The sequence below is a fragment of the Ottowia cancrivicina genome, from assembly GCF_029813755.1.
GTDB lineage: Bacteria > Pseudomonadota > Gammaproteobacteria > Burkholderiales > Burkholderiaceae_C > Ottowia > Ottowia massiliensis.
In genome coordinates, this window is the sequence record NZ_JARVII010000005.1 from 34,998 (window position 1) to 58,981 (window position 23,984).

The 23,984-nt window shown below is 64.7% G+C and carries 20 protein-coding genes and 1 tRNA gene; 18 read left to right on the forward strand and 3 right to left on the reverse strand.

What is annotated here, in order from left to right:
• The first annotated feature begins 43 nt into the window (after positions 1 to 43).
• The gene (gene purN / locus QB898_RS03915; protein WP_279523877.1) at positions 44 to 655 is read left to right on the forward strand and encodes a phosphoribosylglycinamide formyltransferase; all 612 of its coding nucleotides are present in this window, start codon (positions 44 to 46) and stop codon (positions 653 to 655) included.
• A 33-nt stretch (positions 656 to 688) separates the two neighbouring features.
• Here the strand turns inward: purN and QB898_RS03920 are convergent, their stop codons facing one another.
• On the reverse strand, positions 689 to 2,401 hold the full coding sequence (locus QB898_RS03920) for a SulP family inorganic anion transporter (protein WP_279523878.1): 1,713 nt from the start codon (positions 2,399 to 2,401) through the stop codon (positions 689 to 691).
• A gap of 254 nt (positions 2,402 to 2,655) precedes the next feature.
• Between QB898_RS03920 and QB898_RS03925 the strand changes: the two genes are divergently transcribed.
• From QB898_RS03925 to dxr, 9 genes are all read left to right on the forward strand, one after another.
• Positions 2,656 to 4,560, forward strand: coding sequence for a 3'-5' exonuclease (locus QB898_RS03925; RefSeq protein ID WP_279523879.1), 1,905 nt, complete (start codon positions 2,656 to 2,658; stop codon positions 4,558 to 4,560).
• A 305-nt stretch (positions 4,561 to 4,865) separates the two neighbouring features.
• Entirely contained in the window at positions 4,866 to 6,071 is a 1,206-nt protein-coding gene (locus QB898_RS03930) for an AI-2E family transporter (protein WP_279523880.1), read from the forward strand.
• Positions 6,072 to 6,257: 186 nt separating this feature from the next.
• Complete coding sequence (gene rpsB, locus QB898_RS03935) at positions 6,258 to 7,010, forward strand: 30S ribosomal protein S2 (protein WP_102284079.1); 753 nt, start codon at positions 6,258 to 6,260, stop codon at positions 7,008 to 7,010.
• Positions 7,011 to 7,127: 117 nt separating this feature from the next.
• Entirely contained in the window at positions 7,128 to 8,018 is an 891-nt protein-coding gene (gene tsf, locus QB898_RS03940) for a translation elongation factor Ts (protein WP_050714503.1), read from the forward strand.
• A 107-nt stretch (positions 8,019 to 8,125) separates the two neighbouring features.
• Positions 8,126 to 8,848 carry a UMP kinase gene (pyrH, locus tag QB898_RS03945; protein WP_050714502.1) on the forward strand — a complete coding sequence of 241 codons (723 nt, stop codon included), beginning with the start codon at positions 8,126 to 8,128 and terminating at the stop codon, positions 8,846 to 8,848.
• An 11-nt stretch (positions 8,849 to 8,859) separates the two neighbouring features.
• On the forward strand, positions 8,860 to 9,420 hold the full coding sequence (gene frr, locus QB898_RS03950) for a ribosome recycling factor (protein ID WP_050714501.1): 561 nt from the start codon (positions 8,860 to 8,862) through the stop codon (positions 9,418 to 9,420).
• A 117-nt stretch (positions 9,421 to 9,537) separates the two neighbouring features.
• Complete coding sequence (uppS, locus tag QB898_RS03955; protein WP_279523881.1) at positions 9,538 to 10,287, forward strand: polyprenyl diphosphate synthase; 750 nt, start codon at positions 9,538 to 9,540, stop codon at positions 10,285 to 10,287.
• Positions 10,281 to 11,126, forward strand: a complete 846-nt coding sequence (locus QB898_RS03960) for a phosphatidate cytidylyltransferase (RefSeq protein ID WP_279523882.1) — start codon at positions 10,281 to 10,283, stop codon at positions 11,124 to 11,126. The genes uppS and QB898_RS03960 overlap by 7 nt, the downstream gene beginning before the upstream one ends.
• Before the next feature lie 6 nt (positions 11,127 to 11,132).
• Positions 11,133 to 12,323 (forward strand): 1-deoxy-D-xylulose-5-phosphate reductoisomerase, encoded by a 1,191-nt coding sequence (gene dxr, locus QB898_RS03965; RefSeq protein ID WP_279523883.1) that lies wholly within the window; start codon positions 11,133 to 11,135, stop codon positions 12,321 to 12,323.
• A gap of 473 nt (positions 12,324 to 12,796) precedes the next feature.
• Here dxr and QB898_RS03970 read toward each other — a convergent pair whose 3' ends face one another.
• The gene (locus QB898_RS03970) at positions 12,797 to 12,955 is read right to left on the reverse strand and encodes a hypothetical protein (RefSeq protein ID WP_172674002.1); all 159 of its coding nucleotides are present in this window, start codon (positions 12,953 to 12,955) and stop codon (positions 12,797 to 12,799) included.
• Positions 12,956 to 13,005: 50 nt separating this feature from the next.
• Positions 13,006 to 13,260 (reverse strand): GlsB/YeaQ/YmgE family stress response membrane protein, encoded by a 255-nt coding sequence (locus QB898_RS03975; RefSeq protein ID WP_279523884.1) that lies wholly within the window; start codon positions 13,258 to 13,260, stop codon positions 13,006 to 13,008.
• Positions 13,261 to 13,648: 388 nt separating this feature from the next.
• Between QB898_RS03975 and QB898_RS03980 the strand changes: the two genes are divergently transcribed.
• From QB898_RS03980 to QB898_RS04015, 8 genes are all read left to right on the forward strand, one after another.
• Positions 13,649 to 15,685 (forward strand): M3 family metallopeptidase, encoded by a 2,037-nt coding sequence (locus QB898_RS03980; protein WP_279523885.1) that lies wholly within the window; start codon positions 13,649 to 13,651, stop codon positions 15,683 to 15,685.
• Between the two features lie 31 nt (positions 15,686 to 15,716).
• Entirely contained in the window at positions 15,717 to 16,370 is a 654-nt protein-coding gene (locus QB898_RS03985; RefSeq protein ID WP_279523886.1) for a DUF4124 domain-containing protein, read from the forward strand.
• Between the two features lie 380 nt (positions 16,371 to 16,750).
• Positions 16,751 to 16,978: an SWIB/MDM2 domain-containing protein gene (locus QB898_RS03990; protein ID WP_233199922.1), complete on the forward strand. Its 228-nt coding sequence runs from the start codon at positions 16,751 to 16,753 to the stop codon at positions 16,976 to 16,978.
• Positions 16,979 to 17,126: 148 nt separating this feature from the next.
• Positions 17,127 to 18,575 (forward strand): high affinity choline transporter 1, encoded by a 1,449-nt coding sequence (locus QB898_RS03995; RefSeq protein ID WP_279523887.1) that lies wholly within the window; start codon positions 17,127 to 17,129, stop codon positions 18,573 to 18,575.
• Positions 18,576 to 18,879: 304 nt separating this feature from the next.
• On the forward strand, positions 18,880 to 20,055 hold the full coding sequence (locus QB898_RS04000; protein WP_102284087.1) for an efflux RND transporter periplasmic adaptor subunit: 1,176 nt from the start codon (positions 18,880 to 18,882) through the stop codon (positions 20,053 to 20,055).
• Between the two features lie 382 nt (positions 20,056 to 20,437).
• Positions 20,438 to 20,587 (forward strand): hypothetical protein, encoded by a 150-nt coding sequence (locus QB898_RS04005; RefSeq protein WP_279523888.1) that lies wholly within the window; start codon positions 20,438 to 20,440, stop codon positions 20,585 to 20,587.
• Entirely contained in the window at positions 20,574 to 23,813 is a 3,240-nt protein-coding gene (locus QB898_RS04010; RefSeq protein ID WP_279523889.1) for an efflux RND transporter permease subunit, read from the forward strand. Before QB898_RS04005 ends, QB898_RS04010 begins: the two co-directional genes overlap by 14 nt.
• Positions 23,814 to 23,877: 64 nt before the next feature.
• A tRNA-Leu gene (locus QB898_RS04015) sits at positions 23,878 to 23,964 on the forward strand.
• The last annotated feature ends 20 nt before the right edge of the window (positions 23,965 to 23,984 follow it).

Consider the following 23,984-nt stretch of genomic DNA (forward strand, 5'->3'; position numbering starts at 1 on the left):
CTGCTTTCTTTGCGCGCCAGGGGCAGTCCGGATAATTCCGCCCATGAAGAACATCGTCATTCTGATTTCGGGCACGGGCAGCAACATGGCGGCCATCGTGCAGGCGGCGCGGCAGCAGAAATGGAGCGAGCGGCTGGGCGCGCGCGTGGCCGCCGTCATCAGCAACCGGCCTGACGCCAAGGGCCTGCTGTTCGCACGCGAGCAGGGCATTGCCACTGCCGTGGTCGATCACACGGCGCATGCCAGCCGCGAGGCGTTTGACGCCGCGCTGGCGCAGGCGGTGGACGCGCACCGGCCCGCGCTGGTGGCGCTGGCTGGCTTCATGCGCGTTCTCACGCCCGGTTTCGTGGCCCGCTACGCGGGGCGGCTGCTCAACATTCACCCCAGCCTGCTGCCGGCATTTGCCGGGCTGCACACGCATCAGCGCGCGCTGGATGAGGGCTGCAAAGTGGCCGGGGCCACGGTGCACCAGGTTACGGCGCAGCTCGATCACGGCCAAATCCTGGCGCAGGCCGCCGTGCCTGTTTTGCCGGACGACACGGCTGAAACCCTGGCCGCCCGCGTGCTCACGCAAGAGCACTTGATTTACCCGCAAGCCATCGCCAGGCTGCTGGCCGCGCAGCAGGAGGCGGCGGTGCGCGATAGAACGCAATAGAGCGCGGACGGCAGGGGCCTGCGGCGCGGGGCCTCAAGCCTGCTGCGCCAGCTTGGCCAGCGCCTCATCCAGGGCGCGGCCCACATCCGGTTGCAGGCAGTCTTCGCCCTGCTGCTGAACCTGGGCCGCAAAGCCGGTGCGGCGGGCTATGTCCAGCGGCTGGTGCATCAGGCCGCTGACGATCAGGCGCACGCCGCGCCGCGCGCAGGCGCGGGCCAGGTGCACCAGCGCTTCGGCGCCGGTGGAGTCCACGTAGATGACGTTTTTGAGGTCCAGCACGAGCGCGCGCGCGGGCAGGTGGTCTTCCATGTTCTCCAGCACTTTGGTGGCGCCGAAAAACAGCGCGCCATACAGCCGCCAGACTTGCAGCTGCCCTTCGTGCCCGGCCAGGCGCGGGGTGGTGGCGGCGTCCAGCTGTTCGGCGCGCGAGAGGCTGGAGATGCGGTAGATGAAGGTCAGGCACGCGGCGGCAATGCCGAATTCAACGGCCACCGTCAAATCAAACACCACGGTGAGCAAGAAAACGGCCAGCAGCGTCACGCGGTAGGGCATGCGGTAGCTGCGCAGGCGGGCGAACTCGCGCCACTCGCCCATGTTCCAGGCCACGAACATGAGAATGGCCGCCAGCGTGGCCAGCGGAATGGAAGAAGCCAGCGGCGCGGCCACGAGGATGACGGCCAGCAGCGCCAGCGCGTGCACCATGCCTGCCACGGGGCTGGTGGCGCCGCTTTTCACATTTGTGACGGTGCGGGCAATCGTGCCGGTGGCGGGCATGCCGCCGAAAAAGGGCGTGACGAAGTTGGCGATGCCCTGCGCCATCAGCTCCTGATTGGGGTTGTGGCGGTCGTCAATCATGCCGTCGGCCACGCGCGCGCACAGCAGCGATTCGATGGAGCCCAGCAGCGCCAGCGTGATGGCGGGCATGAGCATGTAGCGCGCCGTGCCCCAGCTGAAATCAGGCAGCGCGAAGGCGGGCAGCGCCGCCGGTATGCCGCCAAAGCGGGTGCCGATGGTTTCCACCGGCAGATCAAAAGCGGCCACCGCCGCCGTGGCCAGCGTCAGCGCCACGATGGAGCCGGGCACGCTGGAGAGCTTGCTGCCAAAGGGCAGGATGGGGCCGATGACGGGCACGCGCGCCGTTTTGAGCCAGCCGCCGCCGTGCTGCCAAAGCACGATGACGGCCAGCGAGGCTGCCGCCACCGCCAGCGCCCAGCCGTTGAAAGTGTCCAGATGCGTCCACAGCGTGCTGACGATGCCGAAAAAGTCGCCCGGCATCTTGGCGATGCGCAGGCCCAGAAAGTCCTTGATTTGCGACAGCGCCACCAGCACCGCGATGCCGTTGGTAAAGCCGATGATGACGGCCACCGGGATGAAGCGCACCAGCGTACCCAGCCGCAGCAGCCCCATCAGGAACAGAAAAACGCCCGACATGGCCGTGGCGATGATGAGGTTGCCCACGCCGTAGCGCTCCACGATGCCATAGACGATGACGATGAACGCCCCCGCCGGCCCGCCAATTTGCACCCGGCTGCCGCCCAGCGCCGCCACGATGAAGCCGGCAATGATGGCCGTGAACAGCCCCGCTTCGGGCTTCAGCCCTGACGCAATGGCAAAGGCCATGGCCAGCGGCAGCGCTACCACGCCCACCGTCAGCCCCGCGCCCACGTCTTTTGAAAGGCGCGCGCGGTTGTAGCCCTTCAGGGCGTCAAGCAGGCGGGGGCGAAAGCGGGGCAGGGCAAAGCTCATGACGGCGGGTTGCGAAATGGCGAAACGGGCAATTGTCCGGCGGCGCCGGAGCGCGCCGCTTGACGCAGGGCAGGCGGGCGCCACGGAACACAAGAGGCCGCAAAAGGCAAAAAGATACACGCATTTGGTTGCAAAACGCTTTTATTTTGATAGCGGCCTGCGCTGATCTCACTAGGACTCGGGGCAGATTTGATACGAAAAACGGAAGTCGATGGCGTGTGCATCATGTAACTATCCATGTGTATCATTTACAGATGGCCGTTTTCCCCCAGACCTATTCCCGTATCCACGATGCCTGCGAGAACCCCGGCGAGCGCCTGGTGATGGAGCAGCTCAGGCGCTGCCTGCCCGATGAATGCGTGGTGTGGCACGACATTCCCGTGGGGCCGCTGCAAAGGCAGCCTGATTTCGTCATCTTCCACCCCGAACGCGGCCTGCTGGTGCTGGAAGTCAAGCACTGGAAGCCGGGCAGCATCCGCAAGGCCAATCTCTCACGCATTACCTTGCAAGACGGCAACAGCCCGCATCCCATGAAGCAGGCGCACGAGTGCGCCTTGCAGGCCATGAGTCCGATTCAGCGCGATGCGCAGCTGAAGCAGGCCAGCGGCCCTTACGCGGGCCATTGCGCCGTGCCCTATGGCTGGGGCGCGGTGATGAGCCGGATGACAGAAGACGACGTGGCGGCGGCGGGCCTGCAAGACATCTTCCCCGCCAGCCACACGCTGCTTCGGCCCGACTTGGCCGATAGCGTGCCGCCCGCCGCCTTTTGCGAGCGCCTCTGGAGCCTGCTGGACAAAGGCTTTGCCGCGCGCCTGAGCGCCAGGCAGCAAGAGCGCGTGCGCTGGCTGATCTTTCCCGAAGTGCGCGTCACCAATTGGTCTGCCGCGCAAAAGGCCGCCGTTGAAGCGGCGGGCCAATTCGCCATTCCCGACCTGATGCAGGTGATGGACCTGAACCAGGAGCAAGCGGCCCGCTCGCTGGGCGAAGGCCACCGCGTGATTCACGGCGTGGCCGGATCGGGCAAGACCATGATCCTCGTCTTTCGCGCGCAGCACCTGGCGCAGCGCAACACCGCGGGCCGCCCCATCCTCGTGCTTTGCTACAACCGCCCGCTGGCCGGGCGCATTGAGCACCAGCTGGCCGGGCGCGGCATCACGCCGGAGCAAGTGCAAGTCAGCACATTTCACGGCTGGTGCAGCCGCATGCTGAACGAATGCGGCATACCCAAACCGCGCAGGCTGCCCGATGGCAACCCGGACTATGAGGCGCTGGTTCACGCCGTGGAGCAGGGCATGAACAAGGGCCAGATACCCAAGGGCGCCTACGCCGCCGTGCTGATTGACGAAGCGCACGACTTTGAAGCCGCCTGGCTGCGCATGGCGGCCCAGCTGCCCGACGAAGCGCAGTCGCTGCTGGTGCTCTATGACGATGCGCAGTCCATCTACCGGCGCAGCGGCAAGCGCCTGCCCAGCTTCAGCAAGATGGGCATCCAGGCAAAAGGCCGCAGCAGCATCTTGCGGCTCAACTACCGCAACACGGCGGAAATATTGGCCCTTTCCATGCTCTGCGCGGGCGGCTTGCTGGATGAAGCCGAAGAAAGCGACACGCGCATGCCCTGCATACACCCCGGTAGCGCCGGGCGGCGCGGCCCGCTGCCTCATCTGCTGCGCTTTGCCACGGGCCGTGAAGAAGCGCAAGGGCTGGCCGCACGCATACACGAGCTGGTGCAAAGCGGCGTGCCCGCGCAAGACATTGCCGTGCTCTGCCGCGAAAAACGCAACTGGGAGCTGCTGAAAACGGCCCTGCGCCAGCGCGGCATTGAGGCCGAGGCCTATATCAGCGGTTCTGTCAGCGGCCATACCAGCGGCAGCGCCGCGCAGAAGAAAAACCAGCTGGACTGGAACGCCCCCAGCGTGAAGCTGCTGACCATGCACGCTGCCAAAGGGCTGGAATTTCCGCACGTCTTTCTCATGCGGCTGGACCTGCTGCCCGCCCAGGCCGCCGCTGAAGAAGACGAGTGGCGCCTGCTGTATGTGGCCATGACCCGCGCCACCGAGCAGCTCACCCTCTCGTGCGCAGGCGATTCGCCCGCCGTCAGCCGCGTGCAGCAGGCGCTGGAGCGCCTGCCCGGCCTGCTGCCCGCGCGGCAGAGCGGGTGAGTAAAGGCCAGCCTGCCAGACGGCATCAGAGCTTGTTCACAAAAACAGGAGCAAATTCAGGCGGGCAAAAATACCGTTCAGCGCAGTTTCCACTAGGACATCATGCTATTGATAGAGGAGCGAAAAAGCGGCTGAACGTTCAGCCTTGCCCATGCGCGGCCTGCGCCTGCGGACAGATGGCAAACAGGCGCTGAGATGGGCCAGGCTGGCTCCATGAGCCGCTCGCGGGCGGCGTTTTTGCTGCCACGCGCGGCGGGCCTGGCCGGTTCACGGTTGGATCCCTGGTTGGCTATAGTGCGCGCGCCATGAACACCCCACAACTGCAACGCACCGTTTTCCTGCTGCTGCTGGCGGCTGTTTCCATTGCCTTTTTGTGGGTGCTGGCGCCGCTGTGGGGCGCGGTGTTCTGGGCGGTGTTGATGGCCATTTTGTTTCACCCGCTGTTTGACGCGCTGTGCCGCCGCCTGAAAGGGCGGCGCAATGCGGCAGCGCTGCTGACGCTGCTGGCTTTCTTGCTGATCGTGGTGCTGCCTGCCACGCTACTGATTGGCGCGCTGGTGAACGAAGCGGCGGCGCTGGTGGATCGCATGCGCGACGGGCAGATTGATTTCCGCGCCTACGCGCAGCAGATCATGGCGGCGCTGCCCAAGTGGCTGACCGACGTGATGAAGCGGCTGGACCTGGTGGACGTGCAAAGCGTGATGGACCGCTTCTCTGACGGCTTCATCAAGGCCGGGCAGATGCTGACCGGGCGGGCGCTGGCGTTGGGGCAGAACGCGCTGATGCTGGCGGTGAACGTGGCCATCATGCTCTATCTGATGTTCTTTTTTCTGCGCGACGGGCGGCAGCTGGCGGCGCTGATCAGCGACACGGTGCCCATGTCGCGCGCGCAAACGCGCTATCTCATGCGCAAGTTCGCCACCGTGGGGCGCGCCACGGTCAAGGGCAACGTGGTGGTGGCCGTGGTGCAGGGCATGCTGGGCGGGCTGGCCTTCTGGGCGCTGGGCGTGCATGGGGCCGTGCTGTGGGGCGTGGTGATGGCGGTGCTCTCGCTGCTGCCCGCCGTGGGCGCCAGCCTGGTGTGGGGGCCGGTGGCCATCTATCTGCTGGCCACCGGATCGGTGTGGCAGGGCGCGGGACTGGCGGCGTGGGGCATGCTGGTGATCGGCATGATCGACAACGCGCTGCGCCCGGTGCTGGTGGGCAAGGACACCAAGCTGCCCGACTATCTGATTTTGCTGACGACGATTGGCGGCCTCTCGCTCTTTGGCCTGTCGGGCTTTGTGGCCGGGCCGGTGATTGCCGCCCTGTTCATGGCCGCCTGGGCGCTATTCAGGCACGCCAATGGCCGCGTGCTTGCCGACCACGAGGAAGACCCTGGCGCAGATGCGGCGCAGGAAGACGAAGACCCGCAAGCCGCAGCGGACGGCGGCGCGCCGCAGGCTGAGACACAGCCGCAAGAAGGCGAAAAAGAAGCGCCAGCGGATTCAGCGCCGGATTCGGCGGCCTGACCACGGCCTCTGAAGCGAAAAAAGGCGCAGGCCGTCATCCGTCGGAAAAGCTACAATCCGCAAGTTTTGCCCGGTCTGCCAAGGGCAAGACAAATTCCGACCCGGCCCGCCCAAGGTGCCGCGCATAACCCCAACAACGCGCGGCAAGGGGCCGGGGCTTCAAGACCCAACCTTCAGGAAAAACACATGTCCGTCACCATGCGTGAAATGCTGGAAGCCGGCGTCCACTTCGGACACCAGACGCGCTTCTGGAACCCCAAGATGGCTCCTTTCATCTTCGGCCATCGCAACAAGATTCACATCATCAACCTGGAAAAGTCGCTGCCGATGTTCCAGGAAGCGCAGAAATTCGCGCGTCAAATGGCCGCCAACCGCGGCACCATTTTGTTTGTCGGCACCAAGCGCCAGGCGCGCGATATCGTGGCTGAAGAAGCCCGCCGCGCCGGCATGCCCTACGTTGAGCAGCGCTGGCTGGGCGGCATGCTGACCAACTTCAAAACCGTCAAAACGTCCATCAAGCGCCTCAAAGACATGCAGGCGCAGCAGGAAGCGGGGCTGGACAACATGAGCAAGAAAGAGCAGCTCCTGTTCGCCCGCGAGCTGGAAAAGCTGGAGCGCGACATTGGCGGCATTCAGGACATGACCGCGCTGCCTGACGCCATCTTCGTGATTGACGTGGGCTACCACAAGATTGCCGTGGCCGAAGCGCGCAAGCTGGGCATTCCGCTCATTGGCGTGGTGGACTCCAACCACAGCCCGGAAGGCATTGATTACGTCATCCCCGGCAACGACGACTCGGCCAAGGCCGTGACGCTGTACGCGCGCGGCATCGCCGACGCCATTCTGGAAGGCAAGGCCAACGCCGTGGACGAAGTGCTGAAAGCCGTGGCTGACAGCGGCGACGAATTCGTTGAAGTGAAAGACGAAGCCGCTGCCTGATGAAGCCGCGCCCGCCTGCGCTTTTGCGTGACGCGAAGCGCCTGGGCGCTTGCAAAGGGGCTTGGCAGCCCCTTTTTTGTGAATTGAATCTGAACGAATCAACGGAGAAATCAAGAAATGGCTGCAATTACCGCAAAAATGGTGGCTGACCTGCGCGCCAAGACCGACGCGCCCATGATGGAATGCAAAAAGGCGCTGACCGAAGCGGACGGCGACATGGCCAAGGCCGAAGAGCTGCTGCGCGTCAAGCTCGGCACCAAGGCTGGCAAGGCGGCCAGCCGCATCACGGCTGAAGGCGTGGTGGCCGCTTTCATCGGAAACGGCGTGGGCGCGATGGTCGAAGTCAATTGCGAAACCGATTTCGTGACCAAGAACGACAGCTTTGCGGCCATGGCCAACGCCGCCGCCCGGCTGACTGCCGAGAAAAACCCCGCCGACGTGGCCGCGCTGGGTGCGCTGCCCTATGAGCAAGACGGCTTTGGCCCCACGCTGGAAGACGTGCGCGTGGGCCTGATCGGAAAGATTGGCGAAAACATGAGCTTCCGCCGCCTGGTGCGCAAGGCGGGCGGCAAAGTCACCAGCTACGTGCACGGCACGCGCATTGGCGTGCTGGTGGAATACGAAGGCGACGAAGTGGCTGCGCGTGACGTGGCCATGCACGTGGCCGCCATGAAGCCCGTGGCGCTGACCAGCGCCGACGTGCCCGCCGAACTGATCGAGCGCGAGCGCAGCGTGGCCCTGGCCAAGGCGCAGGAATCGGGCAAGCCTGCCGACATCGCCGCCAAGATGGTGGAAGGCTCGGTGCAGAAATACCTCAAGGAAGTGGCGCTGTTCAGCCAGCCTTTCGTCAAGAACGACAAGCAGACGGTCGAGCAGATGCTCAAAGAGAAAAACACCAAGGTGACGGGTTTCACCCTGTACGTGGTGGGCGAAGGCATCGAGAAAAAGCAAGACGACTTCGCCGCCGAAGTGGCCGCGCAAGTGGCTGCCGCACAAGGCAAGAGCTGAGCCGGCCTGGCCGGGCGGCTGCCTTGGCAGGCGGGCCGCCCGGGCCTGAACACACTGCCTGCCGCCCATGCGTTCCGCCCACAACAAGTACACGAGAGAGCCTCTTCATGCCACACGACACCCCTGCCCACAAGCGCATTCTGATCAAGCTTTCCGGCGAGGCGCTGATGGGAGACGACGCCTTTGGCATCAACCAGGCCGTCATCGGGCGCATCGTGGGAGAGATTGCCGAAGTCGCGCGCATGGGCGTGCAAGTGGCGGTGGTGATCGGCGGCGGCAACATCTTTCGCGGCATGGCTGGCGGCGCCGTGGGCATGGATCGCGCCACGGCCGATTACATGGGCATGCTGGCCACCGTGATGAACGCGCTGGCGCTGGCCGACGCCATGAACAAAACCGGGCTGACGGCGCGCGTGATGAGCGCCATCAGCATCGATCAGGTGGTGGAGCCTTACGTGCGCCCCAAGGCGCTTCAGTACCTGGAAGAAGGCAAGGCCGTGGTGTTCGCCGCTGGCACGGGCAATCCCTTTTTCACCACCGACACGGCGGCGGCCCTGCGCGGCGCCGAAATCGGCGCGGAGCTGGTGCTCAAGGCCACCAAGGTGGATGGCGTTTATTCCGCCGATCCCCGCAAAGACGCCCAGGCCACGCGCTACGCGCGCCTGAGCTTTGACGAGGCCATGACGAAAAACCTGGGCATCATGGATGCCACGGCTTTCGCCTTGTGCCGCGACCAGAAACTGCCGATCAAGGTGTTTTCCATCTTCAAGCCGGGCGCCCTCAAGGCCGTGGTCATGGGCGCGGATGAAGGAACCCTCGTTCACGTCTGAAGGAGCCGAACATGACGATTGCAGACATCAAGAAAAACCTCCAGGCCAAGATGGACCAGTCCATCGCCGCCTTCAAGAACAACCTCACGAAAATCCGCACGGGCCGCGCCAATCCGGCCTTGCTGGACACCATTCATGTGGAGTACTACGGCAGCCACGTGCCCCTGTCGCAGGTGGCCAACGTCTCGCTGCTGGACTCGCGCACCATCAGCGTGCAGCCGTGGGAAAAGAACATGGCCGCAAAAATCGAAAAGGCCATCCGCGAAAGCGACCTGGGCCTGAACCCCGCCAGCATGGGCGATCTGATCCGCGTGCCCATGCCGCCCATGAGCGAAGAGCGCCGCAAGGAAATGACCAAGCTGGTGCGCCATGAAGGCGAAAGCGCCAAGATCGCCATCCGCAACCTCCGGCGCGATGCCAATGAAGCCGTGAAAAAGCTCGTCAAGGACAAGGAAGCCTCCGAAGACGACCAAAAGCGCGCCGAGGCCGACATCCAGAAGCTCACCGACAAGCACATTGCCGAGATTGACGCGCTGGTGGCCGAAAAGGAAAAAGACGTGATGGCTGTTTGAGCGGGCTGGGCAGGCTTTGCGCGCCTGCTCTTTCCAGTCTGGCCCCGTTTTCGTCATCTCTCGACGCTTATTGCCGCTTGCCAGCGTGCTGCCCGCCCGTTTGGCTTTCCGCCGCCCATGCCTTTCTTGCCGTCTTCCGCCCATCCGCTGCCCAGGCACATTGCCATCATCATGGACGGCAATGGCCGCTGGGCGCGGCAGCGTTTTTTGCCGCGCATCGTGGGGCATCGCCAGGGCGTCGCCTCGCTGCGCCGCTGCGTGCAGGCGTGCGCGGCGCGCGGCGTGCAGGCGCTGACGGTGTTTGCGTTTTCTTCTGAAAACTGGCGCCGCCCGCCCGATGAAGTCAGCGGCCTGATGGGCCTGATGGGCAAGTCGCTCGCCAGCGAAGTGCCTGCCTTGCAAGAAGCGGGCGTGCGGCTGCGCTTTATCGGGCAGCTGAATGCGCTGGCCGAGGGCCTGCAAGCCGCGCTGGCGCAGGCCGAGGCGCAAACCGCCAGCGGCCAGCGCATGACGCTCAATGTGTGCCTGAACTACGGCGGCCGCTGGGACATCGTGCAAGCCGCAGCCCGGCTGGCCGCGCGCGGTGAAACCATCACCGAAGAAGCGCTGGGGCAAGCGCTCTCGCTGGCCTGCTCGCCTGACCCCGACTTGCTCATCCGCACCGGCGGCGAGCAGCGCATCAGCAACTTCCTGCTCTGGCAGTGCGCCTACAGCGAGCTTTTCTTCAGCGACCGGCTCTGGCCGGACTTTGACGAAGCCGCGCTGGACGAGGCCCTGGCCGCCTACGCCGCGCGCGAACGGCGCTTTGGCAAAACCTCCGAGCAAGTGCAGCCGCCAGTGCAGCCACAGGACGGGCAGGCATGCTGAAGCAGCGCGTCATCACCGCCTTGGTGCTGCTGGCCGTTTTTCTGCCCGCCCTTTTCGCGCCCGTGGCCGCGCCTTTTCTGGCGCTGACGCTGGTGCTGATTGCCGCTGCGGCCTGGGAATGGGCGCGGCTCAACGGCCTGGCTGGCGCGCCAGCCCTTGCCACGGGGCTGCTGTGCGCGGCGCTTTGCGCCGGGCTGTGGCTGGGCGGCGCGGTGGCGCGGCCCCTTCCCGCCTTGTGGCTGGGCGTGGGCGCGCTGTGGATCGCCGGCGGCGCGTGGCTGCTGCGCCGTGGCGTGGCAGGCTGGCCGCGCGTGCCGCTGATTGCGCGCTGGTGCGCGGGGCTGGCAGTGCTGACGGCCGCCTGGCTGGCCATGGCGCAAGCGCACGGCATGGGCGTGAACTTCCTGCTTTCCGTGCTGGCGCTTGTTTGGACGGCCGATATTGGCGCCTATTTCGCTGGCCGCGCCCTGGGCGGGCGCCTCACGCACGGCGCGAAGCTGGCCCGCAATATCAGCCCCGGCAAAAGCTGGGAAGGCGTGTGGGGCGGCATGGCCGGCGTGCTGCTGCTGGCCGCTGGCTGGGCGTGGCTGGATGACGCGGCCCGCCCCAGCCTGTTTGCCCGCCTGCACCAGGCCGGGCCGCTGTGGCTGGCGCTGGGCGCGCTGCTGCTGGCGGGCATGAGCGTGGTGGGCGATCTGGCCGAGTCTCTGGTCAAGCGCAGCGCCGGCATGAAAGACTCCAGCGGCCTGCTGCCCGGCCACGGCGGCGTGCTCGACCGCATAGACGCCCTGCTGCCCACGCTGCCCCTGGCGCTGGCGCTGACCGGGCTGATGGACTGACATCCCATGAAAAAACAACGCCTGGCCGTGCTTGGCTCCACAGGCTCCATTGGCGCCAGCACGCTGGATGTGGCCGCGCGCCATCCTGACCGCATTGAAGTCGTCGCGCTCACGGCCGCCACGCAGGTGGACAAGCTGCTGGCGCAGTGCGAGCGCTTCCGCCCCCGCGTAGCAGCCATGGCCAGCGCCCCCCACGCCGCGCAACTGGCCGAAAAAATCAGGCAAAAAGGGCTTGAAGTCCGCGTGGATACTGCGCCGGCAGCTATTGAAAACATAGCGTCCAGCGCAGAGGTGGACACCGTTATGGCCGCCATCGTCGGCGCGGCGGGCCTGGCGCCCTGCCTGGCCGCCGCCCGCGCGGGCAAGCGCCTGCTGCTGGCCAACAAAGAGGCGCTGGTCGTCGGCGGCAGCCTGTTCATGCGCGCCGTGCGCGAAGGCGGCGCCACGCTGCTGCCCATCGACAGCGAGCACTCCGCCATCTTCCAGTCCCTGCCCGAAGACCCCGCCACCTGGGGCCAGCGCGTCGAGCGCATCATCCTCACCGCTTCAGGCGGCCCCTTTCGCACCTGGGAGCCGGCCCGGCTGCGCAGCGTCACGCCCGAACAGGCTTGCGCCCATCCCAACTGGCGCATGGGCCGCAAGATTTCCGTGGACTCGGCCACCATGGTGAACAAGGCGCTGGAAATCATCGAGGCGCGCTGGCTCTTTGGCATGCCGCCTGAAAAGCTCTGCGCCCTCATTCACCCGCAAAGCGTCATCCACTCCATGGTTCAGTATCTGGACGGCTCCATCGTCGCCCAGCTGGGCACGCCCGACATGCGCGTGCCCATCGCCTACGGCCTGGCCTGGCCGCAGCGCATGGCATCCGGCTCGCCCGCGCTGGACTTTGGCGCCTTGCAGGGCCTGACCTTTGAAGACATGCAAAGCCACGGCCACCCCGCGCGCTTTCCGTCCCTGGCCCTCGTCTGGCAAGTGCTGCGCGCGCCTGAAGGCGCCTGCGCCGTCTTCAACGCCGCCAATGAAGTGGCCGTTGAAGCCTTCTTGCAAGGCCGCATCCGCTTTGACCAGATTCACGCCGTCATCCAGTCCACGCTGGAAGCCGGCGCTTGCCACCCCGCGCCCGATCTGCCCGCCCTGCTCGCGCTGGACGCCAGCGCGCGCCGCACGGCGCAGGAAGCGGCGCGCAAGCTGGCCTGAAAGCCTGTCAGGGCCTTCGTCCGCCCGATGGGCAGGCGCCGAAGCGGCTACATCGAAACACAGGGCGGCTGGCGGGCGAAGGGGGCTTCTGGTTCATCTTTCGCTTGCCAGGGACTAACAAAAACAGGAGCGAATTCAAGGGGATCAAAATACCGACTGGCGCATTTTTGACTAGGACATCATGCTATGAATTAAGGAGCTAAAAATGCCGTCCAATCAGCATAGTTTTATCGTTCATGCCGCGCTCATTTTTCAACCAACCCAATTCGTTTTTTGCCGTTTGCAGCCAAGCCATGAGCAGCTGATGGAGCAGGAAACGGCAGCACCAGTCCAAGGGCAAATGGGCATGCAGCCTGGGCGCGGATTGGGTTTGCCGCGATTCAAACAAGGCAGGCAGGCTTTTCGTCAAAGCGGCATGACCATGAAAAAAGCGCCTTCAATGAGGCGCTTTTTTCATGGCTGGCAAAAGCCGTTCAACCTTGATGCGGGCGCTTGCCAGCGTTTTTCTTGCTGCGCGTGTGAGCGCCGCGCTCCAGGCTTTTGCGCTGGCCGCCGCCCAAGCGGGGCGCAGGCGCGCCAGGCAACGGCTTGGTGGCTTTGCGATCGGCTTCGGTAACGAGTTTGTTGCCCATGATGTGAAGTTCCTTTCAAGTAACGGCGGGATTGGAAAAACCGGATATTGTCACTGCTTTTTGGCTATTTGGTTATAGATGAACAAGGCGATGAGCGCGCCAATGATGGAAGCGCCCCAGCCCATGGGCGAGCCTGCCGGGTACAGCCCCAGCGCGCCGCCGCCATAGCTGGCCAGTACAGACCCGGCCATGCCCAGCAGCGCCGTCGCGAAAAAACCCATGCTCTGATTGCCCGGCATGAGCGCCCGCGCTATCAGCCCCACGATAAAACCCACGATTACGGCAACGATGAGATCCCACAGCATCCGGCTTGTCCTTTGCAAACGATGGAAAGGACTGACTGTAGCAGCGAATCTGCCGCAAATCCGGCGCGCTTGCACAAACCCGGCCGCCGCAGGCGCATGGCTGGCATGCCATGAAGGGATATTTCCGGCCAGCGGCGTTTTCAGGTCTTTCATATTCATACAGGCTCATACAGGCGAATATCATGACCGCCCAGGCCTGTATGGCGTTCGCAGGAGCCGGGTGGCTTTTGTTTCCATGCCGTTCAGTGCACGCTTTTTCTGAATGTACGTCTGGATATACGCTCAGCCACAGCCTGGCGGCAGATTGGATTGATTCACGTCCTTTCCACCCATTGCCTTGTTTGCCGCCGCTTGATTTTTTTATTCCCTCGCCCCATTTGCCCGCGCCATGACTGCTGAAAACCCCCTGTTCAATCTTTCCCCTCTTCCACGTTTTGATTTGATTCGTCCCGAGCATGTGGCCCCGGCCATTGACGCGCTGCTGGCCAAGGCGCGCGCTGCGCTGGAGGAGGTGACAGCGCCTGGCTTTGCCGCCAGCTGGCAGGCGCTTTCGGCCACGCTGGATGTGGCGACCGAGCGGCTGTCTCTGGCCTGGGGCGTGGTCAGCCACCTGAACGCCGTGGCTGACACGCCCCAGCTGCGCGCCGCCTATAACGCGGCTTTGCCCAAAATTGCCGAGTTCTACACGCGCCTGGGCTGCGACGAGCGCCTGTATGCCAAATACAAGGCTATCGACGCCAATGCGCTCAATGCCGAGCAGCGGCAGGCGCTGAAAAATGCCTTGCGCGGTTTTGTGCTGGGCGGCGCGGAGTTGCACGGCGAGGCCAAGAAGCGCTTTGCTGAAATTCAGGAGCGCAGCGCCGAGCTGACGCAGAAATTCAGCGAAAACGCGCTGGACGCCACCGACGCTTTCGCGTACTACGCCAGCGCCGAAGAAATGGCCTGCGTGCCTGACGATGTGAAAGCCGCCACGCGCGCCGCCGCCGAAGCCGAGGGGCAAAGCGGCTACAAGCTCACACTCAAGCTGCCCTGCTATCTGCCGATGATGCAGTTTGCTGCCAGCTCCGCGCTGCGCGAGCGCCTGTATCGCGCCTATGCCACGCGCGCTTCCGACCAGGCCGAGGGCGATGCCCGCCGTTTTGACAACACGGCCATCATGCAGGAGATATTGGCGCTGCGGCATGAAGAAGCGCAGCTGCTGGGCTACCCGGACTTTGGCGCTGTCTCGCTGGTGCCTAAGATGGCTGAATCGCCCGAAGAAGTGGTGCGTTTTTTGCGCGAGCTGGCAGCCAAGGCGCGCCCCTACGCCGAACGCGATGTGCAGGACTTGCGCGACTACGCCCGCAAGGAGCTGGGGCTGGACGATCCGCAGCCCTGGGACTGGACTTACCTGAGCGAGCGTCTGCGCGAGGCGCGTTACGCCTTCAGTGAGCAGCAAGTCAAGTCTTATTTCACGCTGCCCAAGGTGCTGGCGGGGCTGTTTCGCATTGCCGAGACGCTGTTTGAAATCAGCATCCGCCCCGATCAGGCGCCCGTGTGGCACAGCGGCGTGAGTTTTTACCGCATTGAGCGCGACGGCAAGCTGCTCGGCCAGTTCTATCTGGACCCTGCCGCGCGCCCCGGCAAGCGCGGCGGCGCGTGGATGGATGACGCGCGCTCGCGCTGGCTGCGCCCCGACACCGGCCGGCTGCAAACGCCCGTGGCCTATCTTGTGTGCAACTTCGCCGAAGGCGTGGACGGCAAGCCCGCCTTGCTCACGCATGATGACGCGACCACGCTCTTTCACGAATTCGGTCACGGCCTGCACCACATGCTCACGCAGGTGGACGAGCGCGATGTTTCCGGCATCAGCGGCGTGGAGTGGGACGCGGTGGAGCTGCCCAGCCAGTTCATGGAGAACTTCTGCTGGGAATGGAACGTGCTGCAACACATGACCGCCCACGTGGATACGGGCGAGCCGCTGCCACGCGAGCTGTTCGACAAGATGCTGGCCGCGCGCAACTTCCAAAGCGGCATGCAAACCCTGCGGCAAATCGAATTCGCCCTGTTCGACATGCTGCTGCACACCGCCAGGGAGCCGGTGAAAGACGTGCAGGCCCTTTTGCTGGCCGTGCGGCAGGAAGTGGCTGTGCTGCACCCGCCGGCCTGGGGCCGCATGGCGCACACCTTCAGCCACATCTTCGCGGGCGGCTACGCGGCGGGTTACTACAGCTACAAGTGGGCTGAAGTGCTGGCCGCCGACGCATACGCTGCTTTTGAGGAAACCGTCACGCCTGACGGCCAGCACAGCCTGGAAACCGGACGAAAATACCGCCAGGCCATTCTGGAGGCTGGCGGCAGCCGCCCCGCCATGGAGTCATTCAAAGCTTTCCGGGGCCGTGAACCCAGCCTGGATGCGCTCCTGCGCCACCAAGGCATGGCCTAAAGTGTGCCACTCACTAGGAGAAAACAGACCAATGAAATCCGCTCGCTCACTGCTTCTGCCCGTAGCTGCCCTGACTCTGCTTGCAGGCGCCGCGCAAGCGCAGGTTTATCGCGTGGTCGGCCCTGATGGGCGCGTCACCTTTTCAGACAAACCACCCGTCAATGCCAGCCAGCCCGTTACGGCCCAGCGCAGCGGCGGCAGCCCCGTGCCCGCCACAGCTCCCAACGGTCTGCCATACGAGCTGAACCAGGTGGCGCAGAAATACCCTGTCACTCTCTACACAAGCACAGACTGCGCTCCTTGCGACGAGGGCCGCAGCTACCTGAACCAGCGCGGCATTCCCTACGCCGAAAAAACCATCGCCACCAACAACGACATTGCTGCGCTGAAAAAGCTCACGGGCGGCGATACGACTTTGCCCGCCCTCACCATTGGCGGCCAGCGCCTGGCGGGCTATTCAGATGTGCAGTGGGGCCAGTATCTGGACGCGGCTGGCTACCCCAAAACCTCCCAGCTGCCATCCAGCTACAAGCGCCCTGCACCGGCCGCGCTGTCACCCATCAAGATCGCGCCTGCAGCGCCCCAAAAAGCGGAAGGCAGCGCACCAGATGCCAGCGGCTACCAGCCGCCCAGCGTCACTCCTCCTGGACCATCGGCTGACAATCCGGCGGGCATTCGCTTCTGAGAACCTGTTCAGAGCGCCGAAACCCCGTTTGAAGCCGCCTCCGGGCGGCTTTTTCTTGTGCTTTTGCCTGCAATTGGCGGCTCCAAATCCTGAAACGACTGTTGCGGCGTGAATGAAAAGGGGAACGCAAAGTCAATACAGGCGTGCCAGTTTGTAAGAAAACGGGGTACGGAAGCTCGAAAAGGCGTTTCACGCGCTTGCGCAGCTCTGCTTATCCAGTAGCATCGCGGCCAGCCGCCTTGGGGCGCTGCGCATCAGGGCTGCTTTTTTTTGTTCTGGACATTTATTTCCAAGGATCAACCATCATGGCAACTGCAAAAAAAGCAACTGCTAAGGCCCCTGCGGCCGCCAAGAAGGCTCCCGCCGCCAACAGCGGCTTCATGAAGCCCCTGACCCCCAGCCCGCAGCTGGCCGCCATCATCGGCAGCAAGCCCATGCCCCGCACCGAGGTGACGAAAAAAGTGTGGGAATACATCAAGGCGCACAAGCTGCAAGACGCCGCCAACAAGCGCAACATCAACGCGGATGCCAAGCTCAAGGAAATCTTCAAGAAGCCCCAGGTTTCCATGTTCGAGATGACCAAGCTCATCAGTGGCCACCTGTCTTGACTGACCGGCTTCAACGGTCACTGTCAGACCGGCCTGCGGGCCGGTTTTTTCTTGCCTGTTTTTTCATTTGCGAACCTCTGAAAAAAGACGGGGTTCACTGGTAATAATCGCGCCTTTTTTCAACCACCTGACCCTGAAAGGCTGCACGATGCTCGTGGGCTTTATCGTCCTGTATTTACTGGCCTCAATTGGCGTGGGGCTGTATGCGGCGCGGCGCGTGCACAACACGGCCGATTACGCGGTGGCCGGGCGCAGCCTGCCCATGGCCGTGGTCATCGCCACGACTTTTGCGACCTGGTTCGGCTCCGAAACCGTCATGGGCGCGCCCGCGCAGTTCATGGCCAACGGGCTGGGCGGCGTGGTGGAGGAGCCTATTGGCTCCAGCCTGTGCCTGGTGCTGGTGGGCCTGTTTTTCGCGCGCAAGCTGTATGAGCTGAACATCATCACCATTGGCGACTACTACCGCCAGCGCTACGGGCGCGTGGTGGAGGTGGTGTGCTCGCTGATGGTCATCTTCAGCTACCTGGGCTGGGTGGGCGCGCAGATCACGGCGCTGGGGCTGGTGTTCAACATGCTCAGCCACGGCTCGATTTCACTGACCTGGGGCATGGCGCTGGGCACGGCGGTGGTGCTGCTGTACACGCTGTACGGCGGCATGTGGTCGGTGGCGCTGACGGACTTTGTGCAGATGATCGTCATCGTGCTGGGCCTGATGGCCATTGCCTGGTACGCCGCCGGCCTGGCAGGCGGCGCGCAGCGCGTGCTCGAGTTCACGGCCAGCGAGGGCAAATTCCGTTTCTTCCCCACGGGCGGCGCCAAGGAGTGGCTGTTTTTCGTGGCAGCGGCCATCACGATGATGCTCGGCTCCATTCCGCAGCAGGACGTGTTCCAGCGCGTGATGTCATCCAACAGCGTGCAGACGGCGCGGCGCGGCCCCATCGCGGGCGGCCTGCTGTATCTCGTGTTCGCCTTCGTGCCCATGTTCATCGTGATGACGGGCCTGCTGGTGGTGCCCAACGCCGCCCAGGTGCTGGCCGACGATCCGCAAAAGCTGCTGCCCACGCTGGTGATGAGCCACATGCCCATCGCCTTGCAAGTGGCCTTTTTCGGCGCGCTGCTGTCGGCCATCATGTCCACGGCCTCGGCCACGCTGCTGGCGCCTTCCACCACCTTTGTGGAAAACATCTTGCGCAACCTGCGCCCCGGCATGAGCGACGCGCACACGCTCAAGGCCATGCGCGCCAGCGTGCTGATCTTCACCATCTGCGTGCTCACCTACGCCATCACGATGGAAGGCTCGTCCATCTATGACCTGGTTTCGGGCGCCTACCAGATTCCGCTGGTGGGCGCGTTCGTGCCGCTGGTGTTTGGCATCTACTGGCGGCGCGCTTCCACGCAAGGGGCCATGCTGGCGGTGGCGATGGGGCTGGGCGTGTGGCTGCTGTTTGTGGCCAGCCCCATGCTCCGGGCCGCTTTTCCGCAGCAGCTCGCGGGCTTGCTGGCCGCCGTCATCGGCATGGTGTTCGGCTCGCTCGCCCCGCAGTGGCTGCCCAACCAGAAGGAATATGCGCCGCAGTATCGCGGCAGCCCCGCGTGAAAACCTGTTCATGGTCTGGCCATGAGGGGCGAAAGTGCAAACCGGGGCCGCAAACCGCAGACGGGTCTCGTGAGCCAGTGAAGATTCGCAACATCCACGCCCGGGTCCGCACTGGCTCTGGCAGGGCGCTTGCAAGGCGTGCGGCGCCTTGCTGCCGCCTGAAGCCGCAAGGCGCGCTCCGGCATTTCTAAAATGCCGCCATCCGCCTGAAACGGCCCCGCTGCTGGGGCCGTTTTGCATTGGCATTTGAGCTGGGCGCGCATTTTTAGCGCGCTGACGGCTTCACTTTTCAAGGAGCGCCTTCATGCAACGCCACCGCTTTGCCACCGCCGCTGCCCTGGCCGCCGCCTTGGCGCTGGCCGCCTGCGGCAAGCATCCCGCCGCGCCCGCGCCTGTGCGCGCCGTCAAGCTGATGACTGTGGCCGCCGCCCCGGCTGCCAGCCAGCCCGAATATGCGGGCGAAGTGCGGGCCGAAGTGGAATCGCGCCTGGGTTTTCGCGTGGCGGGCAAGATCATCGAACGCGCCGTGGAGCCAGGCCAGCATGTGAAAAAAGGCCAGCTTCTGGCCCGGCTGGATGCGCGCGACTACCAGCTTGCCGCCGATGCGGCGCGCGCCCAGACGGCCGCCGCGCAGGCCCAGCGCGATCTGGCCGCCACGGATCTGGAGCGCTTTTCCGCTCTGCGCGACAAAGGCTTCATCAGCAGCGCGGAGCTGGACCGGCGCGCCACGGCGCTGCAATCGGCTGAATCGGCGCTCAAGCAGGCGCGCGCGCAGCTGGCCGCCCAAGGCAATCAGGCGGGCTACACCCATTTGCTGGCCGATGCCGATGGCGTTGTCACCGGCGTGGATGCCGAAGCGGGCCAGGTGGTGGCCGCAGGCGCGCCCGTCGTGCGCCTGGCGCGCGACGGCGCGCGCGACATTGCCTTTGCCGTGCCTGAAGGCCAGGCGCAGCGCCTGGCGGCTGGGCAAAACGCCACCGTGCGCCTGTGGGCCAGCGATGAGAAGCTGCCCGCCCGCATCCGCGAGATCGCCGCCAGCCCCGACCCTGCCACCCGCACCTATACCGTCAAGGCCGCCCTGCAAGGCCAGGCCGCTGCCAGCGCCCCGCTGGGCGCCACCGCCTACGTCACGCCGGAAAGCGCCGCCCAGGCGGGCGCCGCCGCCCTGAGCCTGCCGGGCAGCGCCCTGTGGCAGGCCGCTGACGGCCAATCCGCCGTCTGGCGCTATGACCCGGCCAGCAGCGCCGTTGAGCAGCTGAATGTGCAAGTGGGCGGCGTGCAAGGCGATAGCGTGCTGATTAGCGGCGGCCTGCAAGAGGGCATGCAAATCGTCACCAGCGGCGTGCACGCCCTCCAGCCGGGCCAGAAGGTCAGCATCTACAAGCCCCGGGCCGCCGCCGAAGCCGCTGAAGCTGCCGAAACGGCGCAAGCCCAAGACGCGCCGCCATCCGGCAGCCCGGACAGCGCCACCGCTCCATGACACGGCTCAGCAACACCGCCCGGCAACGCCGCTCAGGCACGCCAGATCATGCGCCCGCTTCAGAAACAGGAGCGAATTCATGCGATTGAAAACGCCGCTCGCGCAATTTCCACTAGGACCTCATGCTATGAATAGAGGAGCGAAAACAAGCCCTCTTCTTCTCAGAACCTGTCCAGAGTCTGGCCGCAAGGGGCGAACGTGCGGGTCGAAATGGGCTGCAAGGCGCAAACCGCAGACTGCTTTTGTGACCCGGCGGAGATTTGCAACGCCGCACAGCGCCTTGAGACCGTGTCCATGTCCGCACTGGCCGCAGCCACGGGCAGATTTTGGACAGCCTTTCAAACGCGCACCGCGCCGTCATTGAACGTCATTGAAAAATGGATTGCGTCACAAAAAACGCCATGACGAAAAAGAAAGCCTTGCCGTGCGGCTGGAGCTTGAAATGAATCATCCGGGCGGGCATGCCCATCCGGCGGCTCATGACGCCGCCGCCGCAATTGAAAAGAAGAGGAATATTGATGCAGGCCAGTGAGGTGAATGCGGGCGGCAGCCGTTTCAATCTTTCGCGCTGGGCGCTGGCGCACGCGCCGCTGGTGCGCTATCTGATGGTGGCACTCATGCTGCTGGGCGCGGCCGCCTACTTTCAGCTGGGGCAGGATGAAGACCCGCCCTTTACCTTCCGCGCGATGGTGGTGCGCGCCTGGTGGCCGGGCGCCAGCGCGCAGCAATTGGCCGAGCAGGTGACCGACAAGCTCGAGCGCGCTTTGCAGGAAGTGCCTTATGCCGACAAGATCGTCAGCTATTCCAAGCCGGGCGAAACCACCATTACCTTCCAGCTCAAGGACCATTCGCCCGCGCGCGATGTGCCGCAAATCTGGTACACGGTGCGCAAGAAAATCGGCGACATGCGCGCCACGCTGCCCCAGGGCGTGATCGGCCCGTATTTCAATGATGATTTTGGCGATGTCTATGGCGTGATTTACGCGCTTCAATCCGGCGGCGGTTTTTCAAAGGCTGAAATGAAAACCATCGCCGATGATGTGCGCCGGGAGCTTTTGCGCGTGAAAGACGTGGCAAAAGTGGAGATTTTCGGCGCGCAAGACGAAAAAATTTATATCGAGGTTTCGCAAAAGCGCCTGGCCGAGCTGGGGCTGGACATGAACGCCGTGCTGGCGCAGCTGGGGCAGCAAAACGCCGTGGTTTCAGCCGGCAGCGTGGAAACGGCGCTGGAAGTGGCGCCCGTGCGCGTGAGCGGCGCTTTCGGCTCGGTGCAGGCGCTGCGCGACATGCCCATTCGCGGCCCTTCGGGGCGGCAGCTGCGCCTGCAAGACATCGCCCAGGTGCGGCGCGGCTATGTGGAGCCGCCGCAGGTGAAGGTGCGCCACGATGGCAACGAAGTGATTGCGCTGGGCGTGTCGATGGCCAAGGGCGGCGACATCATCGCCCTGGGCAAGGCGCTGAAAGAGGCGGCGGCCCGCATCGAAAGCACGCTGCCCGCCGGCATGACGCTCCAGCAAGTGCAAGACCAGCCTGCCGTGGTGGCCGGCTCGGTCAATGAGTTCGTGCGGGTGCTGGTGGAGGCCGTGGCCGTGGTGCTGGGCGTGAGCTTTCTCTCGCTGGGCCTGCACAAGCGCCCCGGCGGCCCCCATCCCTTGCGGCGGCGCTGGGTGCTGGATTCGCGCCCCGGCCTGGTGGTGGGCATCACCATTCCGGCGGTGCTGGCCATCACTTTTCTGCTCATGTATTACTGGGGCATCGGGCTGCACAAGGTGTCGCTGGGCTCGCTCATCATCGCGCTGGGGCTGCTGGTGGACGACGCCATCATTGCCGTTGAAATGATGGTGCGCAAAATGGAAGAAGGTTATGACCGCCTGCGCGCTGCCACATTTGCCTACGAATTGACAGCCATGCCCATGCTCACGGGCACGCTGATTACCGCCACGGGTTTTCTGCCCATCGGCATTGCCAAATCAACCGTGGGCGAATACACCTTTGCCATATTTGCCGTGACGGTGATTGCGCTATTGGCCAGCTGGGTGGCTTCGGTGATTTTCGTTCCGCTTTTGGGCACGTGGCTTTTGAAAATACCGCCGCACGTGGCGCATGCGCGGGAAAATGCCATTGAAAACCGCCGCGAAAACACTCTTGAACATAGCCATGAAAATGCGGCCGAAAATACCGGCGAGCTGCATGACAATTTCAACACGCCTTTTTACATGACCTTTCGCCGCCTGGTGGCCTGGTGCGTGCGGCGGCGCTGGCTGACCATTGGCGCCACGGCGCTGGTGTTTGCGCTGGGCATGGCGGGCATGGGGCGGGTGCAGCAGCAGTTTTTCCCCGACTCCACGCGCCCCGAAATCCTGGTGTCGCTCTGGCTGCCCGAAGGCGCCAGCTTCGCGGCCACTGAAGACGTGGCCACGCGCGTGGAAAAGCGCATCCGGCAAGCGCCGGGCGCTGCCAGCGTGAGCGTGTGGATTGGCTCGGGCGTGCCGCGCTTTTACCTGCCGCTGAACCAAATCATGCCGCAGAGCAACGTGGCGCAGCTCATCGTGCTGTCGCAGGACATGGCCGCGCGCAATCACCTGCTCGGCAGCCTGCCCGCCCTGCTGGCGCAGGAATTTCCGGAAGCGCGCGCGCGCGTCAAGCTCCTGTCCAGCGGGCCGCCCGTGGATTACCCGGTGCAGTTCCGCGTGATCGGGCCTGATCCGCAGCAGCTGCGCGCCTACGCCAACGAAGTCAAGGCCGCCCTGCGCGCCAACGTGTACATGCGCGACGTGAACGACAACTGGAACGAGTCCATCAAAACGCTGCGCCTGCAAATTGACCAGGCCAAGGCGCGCGCGCTGGGCGTATCCAGCCAGTCCATCGCGCAAGCGCTGCACGTCATGCAAAACGGCGCGGCCGTGGGCCAGTACCGCGAGGGCGACAAGCTCATCGACATCACCTTGCGCCAGCCCGCCAGCGAACGCGGCGCGCTCGACAGCCTGGCCGGCGCTTACGTGGCCACCGCCAGCGGCAAAGCCATTCCGCTGGCGCAAATCGCCACGCCCGTGCTGGCCTGGGAGCCGGGCGTGATGTGGCGCGACAAGCGCGAATACGCCATCACCGTGCAAGGCGACGTGGCCCAAGGCATGGAAGGCGCCACCGTCACGGCGCAACTGCTGCCCGCCTTGCGCAAGCTGGAAGCGCAGTGGGCCGAGCAGACACCCGGCTACCGCCTGGAAGTGGCCGGCGCCACCGAAGAAAGCAGCAAAGGCTCCGCCTCCATCGCCGCCGGCGTGCCTGTCATGCTGTTCATCACCTTCACGCTGCTCATGCTCCAGCTGCAATCGTTCAGCCGCGCCATGCTGGTCTTTCTGACCGGCCCGCTGGGCATCGCGGGCGTGGCCGCCGCCTTGCTGGCGCTGAACCGGCCATTCGGCTTCGTGGCCCTGCTGGGCGTCATCGCCCTCATGGGCATGATTCAGCGCAACTCGGTCATCCTCATCGACCAGATCGAACTCAACCGCCGCCACGGCATGAGCGCCAGCCACGCCATCGTGGAAGCCGCCGTGGGCCGCCTGCGCCCCATCGCGCTGACGGCCGCCGCTGCCGTGCTGGCCATGATTCCCCTCTCGCGCAGCGTGTTCTGGGGGCCGATGGCCGTGGCCATCATGGGCGGTCTCATCGTCGCCACGGCGCTGACCCTGCTGGCCCTGCCCGCCATGTACGCGGCGTGGTTCCGCGTGAAGGCTGAACCAGAAGGCGCAAGCCCGTAGAATCCGCCTCTTTCGCAGCGGGCTTCACGGCAATTCACGGCAAGCTTCGCGGCGGCCCCAAACCGCGCGGGTGGCGAAATTGGTAGACGCACCAGGTTTAGGTCCTGACGCCCGCAAGGGCGTGCCGGTTCGAGTCCGGCTCCGCGCACCACGGCAAAAAGCCCTTGGGCC

Excerpts from the sequence above, each read along its gene's own strand:
- QB898_RS03995 (WP_279523887.1), top strand. The coding sequence starts at position 17,127 with ATGCTCGTGGGCTTTATCGTCCTGTATTTACTGGCCTCAATTGGCGTG.
- purN (WP_279523877.1), top strand. The coding sequence starts at position 44 with ATGAAGAACATCGTCATTCTGATTTCGGGCACGGGCAGCAACATGGCG.
- QB898_RS03985 (WP_279523886.1), top strand. The coding sequence starts at position 15,717 with ATGAAATCCGCTCGCTCACTGCTTCTGCCCGTAGCTGCCCTGACTCTG.
- QB898_RS04010 (WP_279523889.1), top strand. The coding sequence starts at position 20,574 with ATGCAGGCCAGTGAGGTGAATGCGGGCGGCAGCCGTTTCAATCTTTCG.
- pyrH (WP_050714502.1), top strand. The coding sequence starts at position 8,126 with ATGCCACACGACACCCCTGCCCACAAGCGCATTCTGATCAAGCTTTCC.
- QB898_RS03980 (WP_279523885.1), top strand. The coding sequence starts at position 13,649 with ATGACTGCTGAAAACCCCCTGTTCAATCTTTCCCCTCTTCCACGTTTT.
- QB898_RS03920 (WP_279523878.1), bottom strand. The coding sequence starts at position 2,401 with ATGAGCTTTGCCCTGCCCCGCTTTCGCCCCCGCCTGCTTGACGCCCTG.
- frr (WP_050714501.1), top strand. The coding sequence starts at position 8,860 with ATGACGATTGCAGACATCAAGAAAAACCTCCAGGCCAAGATGGACCAG.
- QB898_RS04000 (WP_102284087.1), top strand. The coding sequence starts at position 18,880 with ATGCAACGCCACCGCTTTGCCACCGCCGCTGCCCTGGCCGCCGCCTTG.
- uppS (WP_279523881.1), top strand. The coding sequence starts at position 9,538 with ATGCCTTTCTTGCCGTCTTCCGCCCATCCGCTGCCCAGGCACATTGCC.
- dxr (WP_279523883.1), top strand. The coding sequence starts at position 11,133 with ATGAAAAAACAACGCCTGGCCGTGCTTGGCTCCACAGGCTCCATTGGC.
- tsf (WP_050714503.1), top strand. The coding sequence starts at position 7,128 with ATGGCTGCAATTACCGCAAAAATGGTGGCTGACCTGCGCGCCAAGACC.
- QB898_RS03930 (WP_279523880.1), top strand. The coding sequence starts at position 4,866 with ATGAACACCCCACAACTGCAACGCACCGTTTTCCTGCTGCTGCTGGCG.
- QB898_RS03990 (WP_233199922.1), top strand. The coding sequence starts at position 16,751 with ATGAAGCCCCTGACCCCCAGCCCGCAGCTGGCCGCCATCATCGGCAGC.
- QB898_RS03925 (WP_279523879.1), top strand. The coding sequence starts at position 2,656 with ATGGCCGTTTTCCCCCAGACCTATTCCCGTATCCACGATGCCTGCGAG.
- rpsB (WP_102284079.1), top strand. The coding sequence starts at position 6,258 with ATGTCCGTCACCATGCGTGAAATGCTGGAAGCCGGCGTCCACTTCGGA.
- QB898_RS03960 (WP_279523882.1), top strand. The coding sequence starts at position 10,281 with ATGCTGAAGCAGCGCGTCATCACCGCCTTGGTGCTGCTGGCCGTTTTT.
- QB898_RS03975 (WP_279523884.1), bottom strand. The coding sequence starts at position 13,260 with ATGCTGTGGGATCTCATCGTTGCCGTAATCGTGGGTTTTATCGTGGGG.
- QB898_RS03970 (WP_172674002.1), bottom strand. The coding sequence starts at position 12,955 with ATGGGCAACAAACTCGTTACCGAAGCCGATCGCAAAGCCACCAAGCCG.